The following is a 19,024-nucleotide window of genomic DNA, read 5'->3' on the forward strand; positions in this document are numbered from 1 at the left end:
TTTTAATTGCTTATATTTAAAAATATTCTAATTACAAATACTTATTTTCTTTATCCTAGTATTTTTTTCATATCTTCTTCTGGAGTAGATATAGGAGTTAATGCAAATTTATCAACCAATATATCCAATACATTTTGAGATAAGAATGCTGGTAAAGAAGGCCCTATATAAATATTTTTAATACCTAAATGAAGTAGTGTAAGAAGTATACAAACAGCTTTTTGCTCATACCATGATAATACCATACTAAGAGGCAATTCATTTACTCCACATTCAAAAGCCTTTGCCAATGAAACTGCAACTTGTATTGCACTATACGCATCATTACATTGTCCCATATCCATTAAACGAGGTAAACCTCCAATTTCTCCAAGGTCTAAATCATTAAATCTATATTTTCCACATGCAAGTGTCAATATAACAGTATCTTTAGGAGCTTGTTTTACAAATTCAGTATAGTAGTTTCTTCCTGGTTTTGCACCATCACAACCTCCAACTAATAAAAAGTGTCTTATATCTCCACTTTTCACAGCGTCTACTACTTTATCTTGTACAGATGAAACTGTACCTCTTGCAAAACCAGTAGTTAATGTATCTCCTCCATTGATACCAGTCATATGAACATCTTCTTTATATCCTCCAAGTTCAAGAGCTTTTTCTATTACGCTAGAAAAATCTTTGTCTTCATCGATATGAATCATACCTGGATAAGCAACTACTTCTGTAGTAAATACTCTATCTCTATAACTGTCTTTAACAGGCATTAAGCAGTTTGTTGTAAACAGTATTGGAGCAGGAATATTATCAAACTCTTTTTGTTGATTTTGCCATGCTGTACCAAAATTTCCTTTTAGGTGTTTGTATTCTTTTAATTTTGGATATGCATGTGCTGGTAATAACTCTCCATGAGTATATATATTTATTCCCTTATCTTTTGTTTGTTCTAATAATTTGTGTAAATCATAAAGGTCATGTCCTGTAACTACTATAAATGGTCCTTTCTCAATTTTCATAGGTACTTGAGTTGGTTCTGGTGTCCCATAAGTTTCAGTATTTGCTCTATCAAGTAATTCCATACATTTTAGATTTATTTCGCCAGTTTTCATAACCAATCCTAAAAGTTCATCAATAGCTAAATCCCCTCCAACAGCTATTAATCCTTCATAGAAAAATTCATTTACTTCTTTGTCTGTATAACCAAGTACCATTGCATGATATGCATAAGCAGCCATACCTCTTAGTCCAAATAGAATTAATGATTTCAATGAACGTACATCTTCATTATCGTTCCACAAGTTTTTCATATCATAGTTGTCATTTCTACTACAAGTGGTTGCACAATCTGAACATTTAGGTACAAGTTTATTTTTTTCTATCTCAGTTTTTTCAATTTGTCTTTCTATAGCTTCATCATCAAAACTCACATTTGTTATAGTAGTGAATAATCCCTCTATCATAACTTTATCTGTTTCATTTGTTGGTCTATTTTTATTTCCAATAGTTGCTCTTGAAAGACCAATTAATACTCCTGTAAGCTCATCTTGTAAGTTCGCTGTACCCCCCTTTTTACCACAAACTCCATTTATAGTACATCCTTTACCACCTGCTGTTTGCTCACATTGAAAACAAAACATATTCTCCATTTTTATTCCTCCCTTTTGATTTATTAAAATTTATTATATTTTTTATAATTAACTTATTTAAATTTCTCCATCCACAATTTTTCCATCTACAGAGATAGTGACTATTTGCCATGGTACCATCTTTCCACTATTTTGTAGAGCTGTCTTAACAGCATTTACTATACCACCACAACAAGGAACTTCCATACGTGTCACTACTATATTTTTAATATCATTCACCTTTAAAATCTCTGTAAGTTTTTCAGCATAATCTACTTCATCAAGTTTAGGACAACCAATTAATGTAACCTTGTTTTTCATAAATTTATTATGAAAATTTCCATATGCATATGCTGTACAGTCAGCTGCTATTAAAAGACTTGCATTTTTTAAATATGATGCATTAGCTGGTACAAGTTTTATTTGTACTGGCCACTGATTAAGCTGAGACCCTTGTACTTCAGCTACTACATTATTATTTGTCTTTTCAATATCTGAAACTGTTCTCTTTATAGATTTAGACTGAGAACCTGGACATCCACATGCTAAATTTGTCTTTTGTGCTTTCTTTGCTTCCATGTTTGCTTTTACTGCTGCTTCATCATACTCTGCTGCTTCTCTATATTCAAATGAAATAGCATTTGTTGGACAAGTTGGTAGACAATCTCCTAGACCATCACAATAATCATCTCTTAAAAGCTTTGCTTTTCCATTTACCATTCCTATAGCTTCTTCATGGCAAGCTTCAACACATAATCCACAACCATTACATTTTTTCTCATCGATTTTAATTATTTTTCTCATCATTTATATCACCTCATAAAATTTTTTTAATTTAAAATATTGATTTCTTAGATATTTATTTTTAAGACCTACATCTTTTTCTTTTAATTTTTTTGTAGTAGGATTTTTATATCTCCTTGCTTTTATAAATTTAGTATAGTACAATAAAAACAAATTATCGGTTGCATATGCAACAAGGAAGTGATTATTTGAAAAAAATTTTAGAAAAACATATAAATCTGCTAAAAAAAATCCCTCTCTTTGAAGGAATTAAAAATGATGAACTTGAAGCAATGTTGGACTGTCTAGGTGTTGTTGATAAGATTTATTCAAAGGATAGCATAATATTTTCAGTTGGAAGTGAGGTTACTTCTATTGGTATTATGCTTAAAGGAAGTGCACATATAATAAAAGAAGATATTGAGGGTAATAGAAATATTGTAGCTGAACTCTTACCAGGAGATTTATTTGGAGAAGTATTTGCATGTACTAGGCTACATAAAAGTAATGTCACAGTGACTACAACATCTTCTTGTGAAGTTTTATTTATAAAATTTAAAAGTGTAACTGGTATTTGTTCATCTACATGTGTATTTCATAATAGATTAATTGAGAACATGTTACAATTAATAGCTGAAAAAAATATTTTACTTCACAATAAAATAGAATTACTTTCTCGTAAAACGACTCGTGAAAAATTACTTATGTATTTTTCAAAACAAATAGAACAAACAGGTAGTCACAAATTTACAGTTCCTTTTTCAAGAAATGAAATGGCCGATTTTTTGTGTGTTGATAGGAGTTCTATGTCAAGAGAACTTGGTAAGATGAGAGATGAGGGTTTGTTATCTTTTAATAAAAATAATTTTGAAATCTTCTGTTTTCAAAATTAGGTAAAACATTTAAAATTACCTATTTCAAAATATATTATATTAATTAATTCAAGGTATAAATATTATATTTGAATCTTAAATTTATATTTTTTTTAAAAAGTTAATAGATATCTAATTTATCTAAAATTAAGATATCTATTAACTATATATATTAATTGACTTTATAATTAGCTTATTTTTTTTGTAGTAATTGATGTTTTATCTACAAGCCAATCTTTTCCTTCCACTAACCTTGCAACTAACATTGATGTTACTGTATTTCCAGTTGTATTTAATATAGTATTAGGAATATCAGTTATAGTAGTTATAACTGTCAACAATGGAATTGCTTCCATTGGAAAACCGAAGATGCTAACCACGAGCATCTCACCAATAAGTCAGCCACCTGCTACAGGAGCCATAAATACTCCAACAACAAATACAGTTACAAATAATTGACCTATTGTTGCTGGATTTGCCATACCACTACCTAAAATACCTGATAAAAATGCAACTTTTATTATTACTGCTAAGACTGAGCCATCTTTATGTATATTTATTCCCAAAGGTATAACTGTTTCTGATATATCATCAGGAACTCCTATATTTTTACTAGCTTCTAAATTTGATGGTATACATGCTGAACTTGAAGAAGTAGCTAATGCTGTTGCTATTGGTTTTATAGCATTCTTCCAAAATTGTCTAAACCCTTGTTTTCCAGCAGATAAAAAAGCATATAAACTGTAAAATAATAAGAAATACAGTGCTGCCGTTAGAGAATAAATTACAAACACCCTTACATATCCTTGAATTATTTTACTTCCAAGCTCTCCAATTATTGTAGCTGTATAACAACCTAGACCTATAGGAGCATAAAGCATGACTATACTTACCACTTTTAATATTGCTTCTGTTCCTTCTGATAAGAGCTTTCTTATAGTGTTTCCTCTATCCCCCATCATAGCTATTGCTGTTCCAACTAAAACTGCAAATATAACTAATTGTAATAAATTACTACTAGAAAATAAATCTCCAAAGTTTTTAACTGTAATACTTGACACTACTTGGTCTAATAATGTTCCTTTTGATTCTAAAGTTTCTGCATCTTGAGCCACCATTAAACTTTTTACACTCGATACATCTAATCCTTTAGATGGATTAAATAATAATGCAGATGTAATACCTAAAACTGCAATTACAAGTGTTGTTCCCATAAATACTATAGCTGTATTCTTCATTATCTTTCCAAAACGTTCCATGTTTTTTACACTAGCGACACCTGAAGAAACACTAAGAAATACTAATGGTACTACTATCATTAATAGAGCATTTATAAATAAATCCCCAAATGGTTTTAGTATTGAAGCTTTTGGACCAAGTACTAATCCTACTATCGCCCCTATTATGGTACATGATAAAAGTATAATTGATGACTTATAATTTTTTAAAAAGTCTCTCATTTATATTTTCCTTTCTAATATTTTATATTGTAAATCACCCAAAATTCTAAAAAAATTAAAGTAAATTATCTAATGCGCATTAATAATCTTTGTAATTTTCCCCAAAAGCTACTTTAGCAAATACTGGAATATATGTCAATTTCTATAGTTTTTTTGTATCTTTAATATTTTTTTAATAGTTTATATCTATATATAAATCTTAATAAAATTCTACTTTTAAAACTTTTTTTCTATGTTAATTTTAGCAAACTAAATAAGATAAAAAAATATATATAATATAGTTTGATTATTTTAAAGTTTAATACTTTATACTTTAAGACAATGTTTTAGTATAGTGACTTTAATTACCACATTACATCATTTCATTAATATGCTATTGTAAATACAGATAATATTTTATCAAACATTGTTTTTTTATGTATTTAAATATTCTCTGATATTTTTAAAATAAAAATAGAAATAAGCTATATTTCCAATTTAAAATTATATAATAAATCTAATAATAAAAAATACTCCTATTAAATTTATTATCTAACTTATAAATTTAATAGGAGTATTTTATGTATCTTAAGATAATTAACTTATACTTTTTTTAATTAGATACTTCTTCTTTCCTAATTATATTTAAAAATTTTGCAGTTCTTTCATTTTTAGGATTATTAAATATTTCATTAGGAGTTCCTTCTTCAGCTATTACACCATTATCCATAAATATAATTTTATCAGCAACTTCTTTTGCAAAATTTATTTCATGAGTTACAATAAGCATTGTTATTCCTTCTTTTGCAAGCGATTTTATAACACTTAATACTTCTCCAACAAGTTCTGGGTCAAGTGCAGATGTTGGCTCATCAAATAATATTACATTTGGATTTACTGCCATCGCTCTAGCTATACCTATCCTTTGTTGTTGACCTCCTGATAATTTTGATGGATAAAAATCTTTTCTATCTAACATACCTACTTTATCTATTAATTTTAAAGATATTTCTCTAGCTTCTTGTTTACTTTTTTTATGTACTACTATTAATGCCTCCATTACATTTTCTAGTGCTGTTTTATTTTTAAATAAGTTATAATTCTGAAATACCATAGATGTATGTTTTCTTAAATTTGCTATATCTTTTTTTGTTGCTTTTTCTACATCTACCCTTACATCTCCAATCATTATCTTTCCTTTTGTAGGCTCGACCAAATAATTTAAACATCTAAGTAGTGTTGATTTACCTGTCCCAGATGGACCAAGTATAGCTACTACTTCACTTTGATTTATCTCTAAATTTATACCTTTAAGAACTTCTGTACCTTTAAAACTTTTATGTAAATTTTCTACTTTTATCATTGTTATCCACCTTTTTTAATAAATATAATAAATAATATACTTGATATAAAAATTAATATGTCAGTATTAATTTTAAAAACAGACTAAATATTTTGATTCTGAGCTAAATATATTTTATAAATATACTCTAAAATTGACATAAATAATCTACTGCAAGCTGAGATAATAAGGAAGATGCTGTGCTCAAACATTTTTCATCTATATCAAACTTGTTGTTGTGCAATCTATAATTTATATTTTTTTCTTTATTACCTACACCTATATACATAAATAAACCTGGTTTCTCTTTCATATAAATAGCAAAATCCTCACCTGTCATTGCAGGAAAATCAATCATTTCAACATTTTCATCTCCAAGTATTTTGCAAGCACTTTTTCTTCCAAGCTCTATCATATTTTTATCATTTATGACAGCATCTCCTCCTGCACTCTTTTCAAACTTGCAATCTGCTCCATGTGCTTTGCATACGCTCCTTACTATGTTTTCTAGGATTTTACTTACTTCAATCACTTTTTCCTGACTTATTGCTCTAATAGTCCCTTGAAGTATACATATATCTGGTATTATATTTTTGGAAACACCAGAATTAAAAGAACAAACAGATACTACTACTGGTATAACTGGGTCAATCTTTCTTGAGACTATCTGTTGAATAGATGAATATACTGCATTTCCAACCGCAATTGGGTCTATACAATTATGAGGCTCTGCTCCATGTCCACCCTTACCAATTATTGTTATTTCAAAAGTATTAGTTGCTGCCATAGCACAATTTCTAGCTATTCCAATTTTTCCTGATTCAATAGTTGGCCAACAATGACCAGTAGCTAATGCATCCACACCTTCAAGTACATTTTCTTTAATTACAATATCAGAGCCTCCTTTTTCTTCACCAGGTTGAAATAGTAACTTTACATTTCCATTAAGTTCCTCTTTTATATGATTTAAAATCATTGCTGTTCCTAACAACCATGAAACATGTGCATCATGCCCACAAGCATGCATATTATCGTTTATTGATTTAAATTCTAACTCATTTTCCTCTTTTATTGGAAGGGCATCCATATCCGCTCTAAGTAGTATAGTTTTACCACTATTATTTTTTCCTTTTATAGTAGCTAATACTCCTGTACCAGCAACATCTATATACTCTATATTAAGTTTATCTAGTTCTTCTTTTATAAGTTTGGATGTTTTAAATTCTTTAAATGCCAACTCTGGATTACTATGTATCTGTCGTCTTATTTTTATGATTTTTTCTCTATTTTTTAATGCGATAGATTTTATTTTAGTTTCAATCATTTGTAATACCTCCATAACTTATTTTTATTTATAAATACTAATATAAATACATTATAATACACAGATAACTATAGATAAATTCACTAAATTTATCTATAGTTATCACGACTTTATATTCTAGTTTTGAAGTGCTTATTTTTGTATGTCAGCACTTACATCCATTCCAAACCATTTTTCAGATATTTTTTTCACAGTTCCATCTGCAAGCATTTCTTCTATTGCTTTGTTTACATCTGCTTTTATAGTCTTAGATTTTTCATCATTTTTCTTAAAGAAATATGCTATATTAGTAACTGATAGTTTGTCATCTAATACTCTCACCTTTATATTAGCTTTTTTTGCATCGCCTACAACAGTAAGTTCTGCATCAATCCATGCACTAACTCTTCCTAAATCTAAATCTTGGATACCATTAGTACCATCACCATAAACCTTTTCTTCAAATAAATTATCTTTATTAACACTAGCAGCAACTTGTTGACCTTGAGAACCTTCTGATATTGCTACAACTTTTCCTTTTAAATCTTCAAGTTTATTAATTTCATTGTTTCCCTCTTTTACAGCTATACAAACAGAATCAGAACCATAAGGTATAGAAGCATCATATTTTTCTAATCTTTCTTTAGACATTCCAAAGAAGTTGGCTGCTACATCAACTTTACCAGAATCTAGCATACCAAAGATAGAGCTAAAACCTGTTGGTTCCATTTTTATTTCATATCCACTTCTTTTACCAATTTCTTTCCACATATCAACTTCAAAACCTTTATGTTCACCATTATCAACGTAAGAATATGGGTCAGCTGAATTAGATGAAGCTACAGTTATAACTTTTTCATTCTTTGCTTCCTCTTTTTTTGAGCAACCAGTAGCCACAACTGTTAATGCTAAAACTGCTACTAAACATTTTATAATATTTCTTTTTATCATATCTCTTCTCCTCACACCATTTTTTATATAAAAATACTTTATATGTATTTTTTTAATTTTCTAATAATCGCTTATCTTCTTTTCTAACTTTTTTTGTCCCCATCCTAAAGGAGTTATTATACACCAGTAAATTACCATAACTGCTCCATACACTTCAAAAAACTTAAAGCTCAGTGCTCCTTGTGATTTAGCAGCACCCATTATATCATTTACTCCAACAACAAAAGCTACAGAAGACCCTTTAATTAAATCTATAAAATTATTGAATAATGATGGCAATGCAACTCTTATAGCCTGTGGTATCACTATTCTTTTCATTGTTTGTAAATTTGTTAGTCCCATTGCATATGATGCTTCTATCTGACCTTTATCAATTGAAAGTATGGATGCTCTTATAGTTTCAGACATATAAGCTCCCATATTCAAACTAAGTACTATAGAGGTTGCAAATACTGGGTCCATGTTTTTAACAAAATCACTCATATATGCCAGTCCAAAATATAGAAAGAATAATTGTGGCATAAGAGGTGTTCCTCTAAAGATAGATACATATACTTTACATATTTGATTCAATACTTTCACTTTGTAATAAGATGATAACGCTACTATTGTACCTATAATTAATGAAAATACTAATGAACTTATTGCTAAAATCACAGTTACATTGAATGATTTCATTATTATTGGAAATAATTCTAAAAAATATTTCATATTAAAAATCATAAAATAAGTCCCCCTCACTTAATGTTGTTTTTTGCAAACTTTTGTCACATGTTAAATTATAATAGAATTTTCCTTGTTTTACCAATAGAAAAAAACTATTTTATCAATGGATTATATAGACCCTTTTGATACTCTACTTTTTTGATACTTAGACTACTAAATGTGTTTTTTCTAAAATTTAAAATTTATTTACAAGAGGGAACATATTTATATAACCTGTTTTTAGACATTAAAATCTAATATGCTTTTCCTACCCTTTTTTCAACCTTACTTTGTATATTACTCAATACTATAGATACTGCCCAATAGATTAGTATCGTTACCATATATATCTCAAAGAACTTAAAACTTGAGGCTGCCTCTACTTGAGCTACTCCCATTAAATCCTGTATTCCTATAGTTAAACCTAAGGAAGAACCCTTAATTATATCTAATGTACAACTTACAATAGGAGGTACTGCAGACGTAGCTGCTTGAGGTAAGATTATTCTAACCATTGACTGATATTTACTTAATCCAAAAGCATAACAGGCTTCCTGTTGCCCTTTATCAACACTCTCAATGGATGCTCGTATAATTTCTGCCATATATGCAGATGAATTTACACCTAAACAAATTACTATTGCTAAATAAGGAGAACAATCTTTCATAAAAGAAAATATCATGGGAAATCCAAAGTAAAAGAAAAATATTTGAATTAAAAGTGGAGTTCCTCTAAAGAATGAAATGTATACTCTAGTTATGTATTTCAAAATTTTTGATTTTGTCTGTGTAAAAAATGCAAGTATCACACCCAATAATATTGATATAAAAAATGCAGCAATAGATATTAGTATTGTTATTCCCAAGGCCTTAATTAAAAATGGGAATATACTTAGACAAAATTCAAAATTAAAATTACTCATTAGTAGGCTCCTTAGTAATATCCTTTCCTAACCAAGTTTCAGATATTTTAGTCAAGGTTCCATCTTTATGCATATCTTCAATTACTTTGTTTACTTCTTTTGTCCACTCTTCACCTTTTTCATTTTTTTGAAGTGCAAAAGAACAAGCGCCAAATTGAATTGGAGGTTCTATCATTTTAAGATTTAATTTTTGTTCTTTTATAGCTATTAAAGCCTCAACATCCTGTGCAACTACTGCATCTAATCTTCCCATTTCTAGGTCTTGATAGTTTCCTTTAAGAGTTGCACTTGAATAATTTACTATTTTTATTTCACTATTTGGATACTTTTCTTTTAGTATTTCATTTGCTACTGCTCCAGTACCTACGCCTACCTTTTTGCCAACTAAATCATCTATTGATTTTATACTATTATCATCTTTTCTAACAATAATATTTGTTCCACTATAATTATAAGCATCTGAAAAACCATATTTTTCCTTTCTTTCTGGTGTTGCAGTGAGTTGAGCAGATATTACATCCGCTTTATCAGCTTCTAATAATCCAAATAATCCACTAAAATCAGTTAATACCCATTCAACTTTACAATTAGTTCGTTTAGAAAATTCATTCCAGAAATCTACTTCAAATCCTTTAAGTTTATCTTTCTCTTTAAAAGCAAAAGGAAAATACGTTCCTGATGTAGCAACTCTTATAGTTTTTTGCTCCTCTTTATTTTTATTATTTCCTGATGAACATCCAGTAATTAAAAGTGATGATGCTAAAACAAGCATAATAATTAACTTAAGCTTTTTCATATTTTGTTCTCTCCTTTTAAATCTAATTTTATTTCAATTTTTTATATAATACATTTCCAACAGTTTGAATCACTTGTACCATTATAATTATTATAATTACAGTTCCATACATTATAGTATCGTTAAATGTTTGATAGCCATATATTAGAGCAACTGACCCCAAACCTCCTGCTCCTAGTGCTCCTGCCATAGCAGAACTACCAAGTATTGATACAGTTGCAAGAGTTATACTTGAACATATAGATGGTATAGCTTCTCTAAACATAATACTAAACATTATTTGTAAATTTGAAGCACCAAAAGATTTAGCTGCTTCAACCATACCTTTGTCTACTTCTCTAAGATTACTTTCAATCAATCTGGCTATAAATGGAGATGCAACTATTATAAGAGGTAACATAGCTGCTTGTTTTCCAATAGAAGTACCTACTACGAATCTTGTAATTGGAGTTATAGACACTGCCAATATGATAAATGGAAATGACCTAATTATATTTATCATCAAGTCTAAAATCTTATATATATATTTATTAGGTCTAAGTCCTCCATTTGAAGTTTCTACTAATACAATAGCTAATATAAAACCGATTATAGAAGATATAATAGTAGCCCATGTAACCATATAAATGGTATCAAATACTGCCGGAATTATTATTTCTTTTATTACAAGACTTGGATTATCCATTATCTAAGACCTCCCAAATTATGCATCTACTATTTAAATACTCAATAACTGTTTTTATATCTCTAGCATCCATGTTTATAACAGTAGTACCTATAATATCATCTCTAAATTTTTCTAGCTTAGAAGACACAATTGAAAAATTAACAGGAATTTGTTTTGCCATTTCTGGAATTAATGTATTTTTAGCTTTATCATGTTTAAATAAAATTCTTATATTTACACCTTCTTCTGGCATAACTTCTGATTGCTCTCCTAAAAGCCTCTTTAAACAGTCTGGTTGGTTTAAGAATAACGTTTGGACATCTCCTATTGCAGCTATCTTGCCATATTCTAATATAGCTACTCTGTTACATATTTCTCGAATAACATCCATTTGATGAGTAACTAACACTATAGTTATGTTTAGTCTTTCATTTATTTCTCTCAAAAGTGATAGTATAGATTTTGTGGTTTCTGGGTCAAGTGCAGATGTAGCTTCATCACTAAGTAAAATTTTAGGTTCCAGTGATAAAGCTCTAGCTATGGCAACTCTCTGACGTTGTCCCCCACTCAACTCTTTAGGTTTTTGATATATCTTATCCGAGATACCTACTATTTTTACAAGTTCCATTACTTTTTTTTCTATTTCATCTTTTTTATATCCCCAACACTTCATTGGAATAGCTATATTATTATATACATTTTGTCTTTCTAATAGAGAAAAATGTTGAAATATCATTCCTATATTCTTTCTGTATTCTCTGATTTTGCGATGTGAATTGTTTTTTATTTCACATCCATCCACCAAAATTTCACCCTTTTCATAATCTTCCAATAGATTTATACATCTTAAAAGTGTAGATTTCCCAGCACCACTTTTCCCTATCAAACCAAATATTTCGCCTTGCTCTATAGAAAGAGATATATCTTTTAACACATCTAAACTTCCAAAAGATTTATACAATTTAGACACATTTATCAAATAATCACCTCAAATTTTTCACATAGAATTAAGCTGTTTTTTATACACACATAAAACAGCTTAATTCTTTTAAATAGTTAAATCTAAAAATTATGTTATTTATCTTCTATAAGAACTGATGTAGTTCCATAATTTTTTTCTATTACAGCTTTTACTTTTTCTCCTTTTAACTCTTTAGCTAAAGCTTTAGCCCACTCTTGGTCTTTATTTTCACTTTTAGTAGCTAAAACTATACCATATTCTTGTCCATGTTTATCAAAAGCCAAAGCATTTTCTGGGTCTTTATCAGATTTCATTATTTGTATTGCTCTAACCACTCCCAAATCTACATCTGGAAGTGCACTTGGAATTTTTACAGTATCCATTTCTACAAATTCTAAATTATGTTTATTTTCAACTACCTCTAAAGGACTATAAGTTTTGACACCATCCTTTAATTTAATTAAACCTTCATCTGCTAATAAAACTAATGCTCTTGATTTATTAGTTGCATCTGATGGTATAGCAACTTTCATATTATCTTTAACATCATTTAGGCTTTTTAATTTATCTGAGTATACACCCATTTTTGAATAATAAATAGGCTCTCCTACTGCTGATAAATCTGTACCTTTATCTTTATTAAATTGCGCTAAAAATGCACTATGTTGATAGAAATTAGCATCAAGAGTTCCTTCAGCAACTCCACTATTTGGACTTATTATATCTCCATCAAAAAGAGTAACTTCCATTTTATAACCATCATTTAAATAATCTTTTTGTACTGCATCTAACATTTCTTTTATAATAGGGTCAGATGTCCCTACTTTAACAGTTTTTACTTCTTTTTTTGCAGACTCACTTTCTTTTTTTTCATTATTATTTCCAGAACATGCTACTAATGATAATGATAATATAGCTATTAGTGATAAACTGATTAATTTTTTAATTTTCATGACTTCCTCCAATGATATTTTTATTAATATTTAAAATGTACATAATTTACCTTTTACAGCATTTTTACTGTACATTCTAGCAGCATTCATAAATGCATGTATGTTTTCAATAGGAGTTCCTACTGGAATTTGGCATCCAGGAGATAATGTAAATCCACATGGATTATCACTTCCCTTTAAGATACACTCCTTTACTGATTCCATTACATCATTAATACTTCCATTTCTCATAACTTCTACTGGTGGCACATTCCCAGAGATGCCCATACTGTTTCCAATTGCTTTTTTAACTTCTTCTAAATCTTCACAATTGTCAACACTAAACGCAGAAAGACCTACATCAACTAAGTCTTGCCATCTATCTTTAGTCTTTCCACATATATGTATAGATGGTGCTGAACCTGTAATTTCTTTAACTCCTAATACAAATTCTTCTAAATATGGTTTTACAAATTCCTTAAACTGCATTAAGCTTATCAGATTAGATGAAGCTACTGGTTCAGCTAAACTGACATTTGACCCACATTCTTTATAAATTACTTCTGTGTATCTTAGCATACATTTTACTGTATATTTTAAAAGTTTATGTAAATTTTCTTTATTTTTAACAGTATCCTTTAATATATTCTCAGCTCCTCTTATAGCTACAACATTACTTATTGGACCTGCTAAACTTGAACCTACAAATCTTTCATTTGAAAATTCCTCTGTTAAGACTTTTAATGCTTCTATAATGGCTGGCATTCTCCCATCTTTATAGGGGTCTATTATATCTAAAGAATCAAGCATTGAATAATCTTTGAGTACAGGTTCAACTATAAAAGAGACTGAATCCTTAGGATATTTTAACTTAGAACCAAGGGCTTCTCCTATACCTCTAAGACCTAAACCTACACCCATAGAATCTACATTAAAATCTCTTGCTAAATTTCGTTCCATTTCAATCATCATTTCTGAAGAATAATAATAATCACTTATATTTAATCCATACATAACAGGTGCTGTTTCAGATAAAGAAAATGAACATGGTAATCTATCAACTTCTTTTCCTGATTTATATAAAATTGCCCTTTCTTTAGGTGTTAATTCATCTTTTAATATTTTCATCTCAACACGCCCCAATAATCAAAATTTATATTACTTCAAAGTTAAAGTGCTTATAATATGCTGACTGTATATGTTTTTTCATTGAATACACTTTTATTAGTATTTTTAATACAATTTTGTCCAAACATTCTTCCTTTACATATATCTTCTTTCAATAGAACATCTGCATAAGTCATATTATTGTTAAAGTTAAGTTCTTCAATCTCCATAAGTCCTAAATTCAAAAGTGAAGTTGTTGTTCTTCCACAGATATGTATACTTGCTTTACCATTTATTTTCTGTTGTAGTTCTTTAAATATCTCTATTGTTATATCACTACTTAAGTTACAAAAAGTTCTTTTACCTAAAATATCCATATTTCCAGTTGGGTCAGCATAAGATATAATTTTAGCTCCAGATTCTACTCCTTTAACAGCATACTCTACAATAAAATCTTTTACATATTCAAGAATTTTGTATAAATCATTTTTTCTATTTTTCAAAGCTTTTACTATAGTTGTTAAGTCTATTAAGCTACTCAAAATAGTAATTGGACCTTCGATGCTTAAAATAACATCTTCGTTTTCAGATGATAATTTTTTTATTGCCTTTAATACTTCATTAGCTTCTACTTCATCTAAATTAACTTTTTGAAGATTTAATAATTCTTCAATATTATTGTATTTATAGTTTTTTACTCTTGGTGTACTCAATTCATCAATTAAAATGTTTGCCCCTAAACTTTGTGCACACATAGTGTCACATAATGGAAGATAACAAACTCTATTTTTTGTACTTTCTTTTAAAAGTTTTGTAGCCTTTACCATTTCACCACACTTTAGATAGACATCTGGTATTTTTAGATTATTTTCCTTTAGAAATTTTAACTCTTCCATTCCTGTAGTATCATATGTACATTTAAAATTGTATTTTTCTTTAATTTTAACTCACCTCCACTTACTTATTTACTCAAATTATTTATATCAAAACTTAAACAACTTGCAAATAAACGTTCATAATCTTCTAATAGTGATAATTCTAAGTAATCACATGTTTTTAAAACATCATTTACTTCAGACCTTTTCGATATATCTAAAAGGCATAAAATTGCACCACTTTTAGAGGAATTTCCAATATAACTAATTTTATCTTTAAATTCTATAGGAACCATTCGTACACCAACAATACTTTCAACTTTTAAATGTGCTCCAAATTGACCTGCTATTATTACTTTATCAATATCTTTAGGGTTTAATTTTAAATTATGTAACATAGATAAAATACCAGATAAAATAGCCCCTTTTGCTAACTGAACTTGTCTAATATCATTTTGAGTAATATATATATTATGTTTTTTAGATAATACTATACTTCTCTTTTTACCATCCTCTACCAAAAGATTTTTAAGAAAATTATTTTCATCAAAATCGTCTTTTTTCTTTAGCCTTCCGCTCTTATTAATCAAACCTGCTTTATATATTTCAGATATAGAATCTAAAATACCACTTCCACAAATACCATTTGGATTTCCATCTCCTATAATATCTATTTGTATCTCCTCATCTTTAATACTTATTCCCTCAATAGCTCCCTCACCTGCTCGTACCCCACAAGTTATATTCATTCCTTCTAATGCAGGTCCAGCAGCACATGAACATGCTATTAATTTTCCACAATCAGATAAAATCATTTCTCCATTAGTTCCTATATCTATGAAAAGTATTTTTTGATTTACCTTTTTTAAATTTGCAACAATAGCACCTGCAGTAATATCAGCTCCTATAAATGCAGACACACTTGGTAAACAATAAAGCCTTGTATAATTTGATATTTCTAAACCTATATCTGAAGCTAAAAAAGTCTTACTATCTTTAAATATTGGTCTATATGGATTTACTCCTAAACTTTTAGGATTTATCCCTAATAGTAAATGTAACATTGTAGTATTTGCAGCAATTGATATATCATAAATATTTTCCTTTGCTATTTTATTATCCTCACACAAATAATTAAATAGATTATTTAAACATTCAACAACTACTTTACTTAGAATTTCTGCTCCACTTTTCTCTTTTGATGCAAAATTAATTCTTGATAATACATCTAATCCATAGCTTTTTTGAGGATTTATAGAAGAAGCACTTTTAATTTCTTTACCAGTATTTAAATCTATTAATGATACCACCATAGTAGTGGTCCCAATATCAACTGCAAATCCATACATCAAACTTCTTGTATCTCCATTTTCTATGGATATAATCTTTCCATCATATCTAGTTATTGTAAAAGTTTCTCCTTCTTTTAAGTTAGAAAAACTCTTTATTACATTTAAAGGTAAACCTTCTTTATCTTCTAATAACAAACTTTCTACTGCGTCACTTTGTAAAAGAAATTTTTCTGAAAATATCTTGCATTCTTTTCTTACAGCAGGGCTTAAATCAAACTTAGGCATATACCCTTCATCTAATACTTCTACCTTTTTTTCATCATGTAACAATTCTATATCAATATCTCCATCTACTTGATATAAACATGCTAACCTAATATTATTTAAAACTTCTTCCTCACTTAAAAACCTTCTTTGTTCCTCTAAATTCTTATCTTTAATATTACTTAAGATTTTAACTTTGCATTTTCCACAATACCCTTTACCTGCACAAGGATTTTCAATCATTATTCCATTTTCTTTTAAAACTTCTAACAAATTTTTTCCAGAATCAAAGTTTAATCTTTTTTGTTCTCCATATCCATCATTTACAGTTAATATGTACATTTTGACACCTACCATATGCTTAACATTCACTTTCTCGTGCACTCAGAACCATTGATTGTATATTTTTAATCGGAGTCCTAGCTCCTATTCCACATGCTGGAGATAAAATATTTATACCATTTTTTATACATCTTCTTCCTATTTCGCCAACCTTATCCTCAGTTCCATATTCAAGAGCATATGTACTTACATTACCAATAATCGCTTTGTTAGGAACATTTAATACAACCTGTTTTTCATCAGTTATTGAATCAAAACTTATCCCTAAACTATGAATACTATTCAATTGAGGATATATAGTTTTTAATCTCCCACAAATATGTACTATACTTGGAATATTATTTTTACCTTCACTTAATGAATCTAATATTCTATTTATATATGGAACCACAAATTCTTCAAATTTTTTAGGTCCAAGTATTTCTCCTGTAGCACTTGGGTCAGCAATAGCTATTAAATCTGCACCTGCTTCAATTTGTGCCCTTGCAAATTTAATTATATTTTCTGTAACAAACTCTAAAAACTTATGAACATTTTCTCTATCTTTTCTTAATTCTCTATAAAATATAGTAGGTTCAATTAAAGATGTAGCAACACTTATTGGACCAACTACATTGGCAATGATAGGTACATCACTATCTTTATTTTTTAAATACTTAATTGCATCTATAACAACTTTTGCTCGTCCAATATTTACATCAAGTTCTTTTAATTTTACATAATCAGATATTGTGTCCATAGGATAAAAGTTTACTCTAGGCTCTGTAATTTTAGTTCCAAAGTCAACTTTTGCTCCCATTGACTCAGCTTCTATAGTCATACAAAATGGTACTCCACAATTTTCAAAACCATCATTTTCATAGATACCATAAGTGAGTTCTGCCATTTTAATAGCATCAAAATGTGCATCAGGCCAACTTATTCCTTTCATGTCCATCACATCTTCTACAACCATGTTCATCATACCACCAGGACAAATACAAGGAGGTCTATCAACAGACTCTCTATTTAAAACCTTTAATAATCTCTCTTTGCAAGTATACAAATTAATTTACCATCCTTTTTATGTAATATAAATAACTCTTAGGATACTAATTTTTTTGCTAATTCAACAGCCTTTGCTGCTGATGTCGAATATCCATCTGCTCCTATTTTTTTAGCATAGCTTTCAGATATAGGACCTCCACCTATCATTATTTTAAATTTTTCTCTTATTCCTTGACCTTTTAAATCTTCTATTAAAACTTCCATATTATCCATAGTTGTAGTCATAAGAGTAGACATCGCTATAATATCGGCATTTACTTCCTTAGCTTTTTCAACAAATTCAATCATAGGTATATCTCTTCCTAAATCATAGACTTCAAATCCAGCTGTTTCTAACATTATTTTCACTATATTTTTTCCAATATCATGAGTATCCCCCTGTACAACGCCCATTACTATTTTTCCAGTTTTCTTTGAATCTTCTTTTTTAATATGAGGTTTTAAAACATCAATACCTGCATTCATCGCATCTGAACATAAAAGTAGTTCTGGAACATAATATTCCTCTTCTTCATATAACTCGCCAGCTCTTTGCATTCCAACAGAAAGCCCTTTATCTATTCCTTCAAATGCGTCAAAGTCTTGTTTTAAATACTCTTCAGCTATCTCTATTACTTGTTCTTCTTCCATCTCAACTACATTATGAGCTAATTTTTTTAACAATTCCTCTTTTTCTTTACTCATAGATATTTCCCCCTTAACCAATTTAATTTTCATTTTTCAATGTTTAAAACTAAACAATAATAGTAACTATAAAGTCATTTTTTAAATACTTTTATGTTAAAATAATTTATCTTATCT

17 protein-coding genes and 1 pseudogene are annotated in these 19,024 nt (G+C 28.8%); 1 reads left to right on the forward strand and 17 read right to left on the reverse strand.

Annotated features, from left to right (window positions below):
- Positions 1-50: 50 nt before the first annotated feature.
- Both hcp and ACTG47_RS11385 read right to left on the reverse strand, forming a co-directional pair.
- Positions 51-1,643 (reverse strand): hydroxylamine reductase, encoded by a 1,593-nt coding sequence (gene hcp, locus ACTG47_RS11380; protein ID WP_479924624.1) that lies wholly within the window; start codon positions 1,641-1,643, stop codon positions 51-53.
- A 57-nt stretch (positions 1,644-1,700) separates the two neighbouring features.
- Positions 1,701-2,429 carry an ATP-binding protein gene (locus ACTG47_RS11385; RefSeq protein WP_479924625.1) on the reverse strand — a complete coding sequence of 243 codons (729 nt, stop codon included), beginning with the start codon at positions 2,427-2,429 and terminating at the stop codon, positions 1,701-1,703.
- A 164-nt stretch (positions 2,430-2,593) separates the two neighbouring features.
- Here ACTG47_RS11385 and ACTG47_RS11390 point away from each other — a divergent pair, with 164 nt between their 5' ends.
- Positions 2,594-3,298, forward strand: a complete 705-nt coding sequence (locus tag ACTG47_RS11390; RefSeq protein ID WP_479924626.1) for a Crp/Fnr family transcriptional regulator — start codon at positions 2,594-2,596, stop codon at positions 3,296-3,298.
- A gap of 167 nt (positions 3,299-3,465) precedes the next feature.
- Here the strand turns inward: ACTG47_RS11390 and ACTG47_RS11395 are convergent.
- The 15 genes and pseudogenes from ACTG47_RS11395 to ACTG47_RS11465 form a co-directional block, all read right to left on the reverse strand.
- A pseudogene (locus ACTG47_RS11395) lies at positions 3,466-4,737 on the reverse strand (dicarboxylate/amino acid:cation symporter).
- A gap of 592 nt (positions 4,738-5,329) precedes the next feature.
- A complete protein-coding gene (locus tag ACTG47_RS11400) occupies positions 5,330-6,079 on the reverse strand; it encodes an amino acid ABC transporter ATP-binding protein (RefSeq protein WP_169465923.1) in 750 nt (249 codons plus the stop codon).
- A gap of 127 nt (positions 6,080-6,206) precedes the next feature.
- Complete coding sequence (locus tag ACTG47_RS11405) at positions 6,207-7,382, reverse strand: M20 metallopeptidase family protein (protein WP_479924627.1); 1,176 nt, start codon at positions 7,380-7,382, stop codon at positions 6,207-6,209.
- A gap of 132 nt (positions 7,383-7,514) precedes the next feature.
- The gene (locus ACTG47_RS11410; RefSeq protein WP_479924628.1) at positions 7,515-8,312 is read right to left on the reverse strand and encodes an amino acid ABC transporter substrate-binding protein; all 798 of its coding nucleotides are present in this window, start codon (positions 8,310-8,312) and stop codon (positions 7,515-7,517) included.
- Positions 8,313-8,372: 60 nt separating this feature from the next.
- The gene (locus ACTG47_RS11415; protein ID WP_169465918.1) at positions 8,373-9,035 is read right to left on the reverse strand and encodes an amino acid ABC transporter permease; all 663 of its coding nucleotides are present in this window, start codon (positions 9,033-9,035) and stop codon (positions 8,373-8,375) included.
- A gap of 236 nt (positions 9,036-9,271) precedes the next feature.
- A complete protein-coding gene (locus ACTG47_RS11420; protein ID WP_479924629.1) occupies positions 9,272-9,940 on the reverse strand; it encodes an amino acid ABC transporter permease in 669 nt (222 codons plus the stop codon).
- Positions 9,933-10,736 (reverse strand): transporter substrate-binding domain-containing protein, encoded by an 804-nt coding sequence (locus tag ACTG47_RS11425; protein WP_479924630.1) that lies wholly within the window; start codon positions 10,734-10,736, stop codon positions 9,933-9,935. Before ACTG47_RS11425 ends, ACTG47_RS11420 begins: the two co-directional genes overlap by 8 nt.
- 28 nt (positions 10,737-10,764) lie before the next feature.
- The gene (locus tag ACTG47_RS11430; protein WP_479924631.1) at positions 10,765-11,421 is read right to left on the reverse strand and encodes a methionine ABC transporter permease; all 657 of its coding nucleotides are present in this window, start codon (positions 11,419-11,421) and stop codon (positions 10,765-10,767) included.
- Entirely contained in the window at positions 11,414-12,373 is a 960-nt protein-coding gene (locus ACTG47_RS11435) for a methionine ABC transporter ATP-binding protein (protein WP_479927084.1), read from the reverse strand. Before ACTG47_RS11435 ends, ACTG47_RS11430 begins: the two co-directional genes overlap by 8 nt.
- A gap of 104 nt (positions 12,374-12,477) precedes the next feature.
- Complete coding sequence (locus tag ACTG47_RS11440; protein ID WP_479924632.1) at positions 12,478-13,317, reverse strand: MetQ/NlpA family ABC transporter substrate-binding protein; 840 nt, start codon at positions 13,315-13,317, stop codon at positions 12,478-12,480.
- Between the two features lie 30 nt (positions 13,318-13,347).
- Positions 13,348-14,424, reverse strand: a complete 1,077-nt coding sequence (locus ACTG47_RS11445) for a uroporphyrinogen decarboxylase family protein (protein ID WP_479924633.1) — start codon at positions 14,422-14,424, stop codon at positions 13,348-13,350.
- Between the two features lie 50 nt (positions 14,425-14,474).
- Entirely contained in the window at positions 14,475-15,299 is an 825-nt protein-coding gene (locus tag ACTG47_RS11450) for a uroporphyrinogen decarboxylase family protein (RefSeq protein WP_479924634.1), read from the reverse strand.
- Positions 15,300-15,364: 65 nt separating this feature from the next.
- Entirely contained in the window at positions 15,365-17,176 is a 1,812-nt protein-coding gene (locus ACTG47_RS11455) for an ASKHA domain-containing protein (RefSeq protein ID WP_479924635.1), read from the reverse strand.
- A 19-nt stretch (positions 17,177-17,195) separates the two neighbouring features.
- On the reverse strand, positions 17,196-18,221 hold the full coding sequence (locus ACTG47_RS11460) for a methylcobamide:CoM methyltransferase MtbA (RefSeq protein ID WP_479924636.1): 1,026 nt from the start codon (positions 18,219-18,221) through the stop codon (positions 17,196-17,198).
- Positions 18,222-18,259: 38 nt separating this feature from the next.
- A complete protein-coding gene (locus ACTG47_RS11465) occupies positions 18,260-18,907 on the reverse strand; it encodes a corrinoid protein (protein WP_479924637.1) in 648 nt (215 codons plus the stop codon).
- Between the last annotated feature and the right edge of the window lie 117 nt (positions 18,908-19,024).

It is taken from the genome of Clostridioides sp. LIBA-6622, assembly GCF_056716095.1.

Coding starts and splice junctions, on each gene's coding strand:
- hcp (WP_479924624.1), bottom strand. CDS start 1,643: ATGGAGAATATGTTTTGTTTTCAATGTGAGCAAACAGCAGGTGGTAAA.
- ACTG47_RS11385 (WP_479924625.1), bottom strand. CDS start 2,429: ATGATGAGAAAAATAATTAAAATCGATGAGAAAAAATGTAATGGTTGT.
- ACTG47_RS11390 (WP_479924626.1), top strand. CDS start 2,594: ATGCAACAAGGAAGTGATTATTTGAAAAAAATTTTAGAAAAACATATA.
- ACTG47_RS11400 (WP_169465923.1), bottom strand. CDS start 6,079: ATGATAAAAGTAGAAAATTTACATAAAAGTTTTAAAGGTACAGAAGTT.
- ACTG47_RS11405 (WP_479924627.1), bottom strand. CDS start 7,382: ATGATTGAAACTAAAATAAAATCTATCGCATTAAAAAATAGAGAAAAA.
- ACTG47_RS11410 (WP_479924628.1), bottom strand. CDS start 8,312: ATGATAAAAAGAAATATTATAAAATGTTTAGTAGCAGTTTTAGCATTA.
- ACTG47_RS11415 (WP_169465918.1), bottom strand. CDS start 9,035: ATGATTTTTAATATGAAATATTTTTTAGAATTATTTCCAATAATAATG.
- ACTG47_RS11420 (WP_479924629.1), bottom strand. CDS start 9,940: ATGAGTAATTTTAATTTTGAATTTTGTCTAAGTATATTCCCATTTTTA.
- ACTG47_RS11425 (WP_479924630.1), bottom strand. CDS start 10,736: ATGAAAAAGCTTAAGTTAATTATTATGCTTGTTTTAGCATCATCACTT.
- ACTG47_RS11430 (WP_479924631.1), bottom strand. CDS start 11,421: ATGGATAATCCAAGTCTTGTAATAAAAGAAATAATAATTCCGGCAGTA.
- ACTG47_RS11440 (WP_479924632.1), bottom strand. CDS start 13,317: ATGAAAATTAAAAAATTAATCAGTTTATCACTAATAGCTATATTATCA.
- ACTG47_RS11445 (WP_479924633.1), bottom strand. CDS start 14,424: ATGAAAATATTAAAAGATGAATTAACACCTAAAGAAAGGGCAATTTTA.
- ACTG47_RS11450 (WP_479924634.1), bottom strand. CDS start 15,299: ATGGAAGAGTTAAAATTTCTAAAGGAAAATAATCTAAAAATACCAGAT.
- ACTG47_RS11455 (WP_479924635.1), bottom strand. CDS start 17,176: ATGTACATATTAACTGTAAATGATGGATATGGAGAACAAAAAAGATTA.
- ACTG47_RS11465 (WP_479924637.1), bottom strand. CDS start 18,907: ATGAGTAAAGAAAAAGAGGAATTGTTAAAAAAATTAGCTCATAATGTA.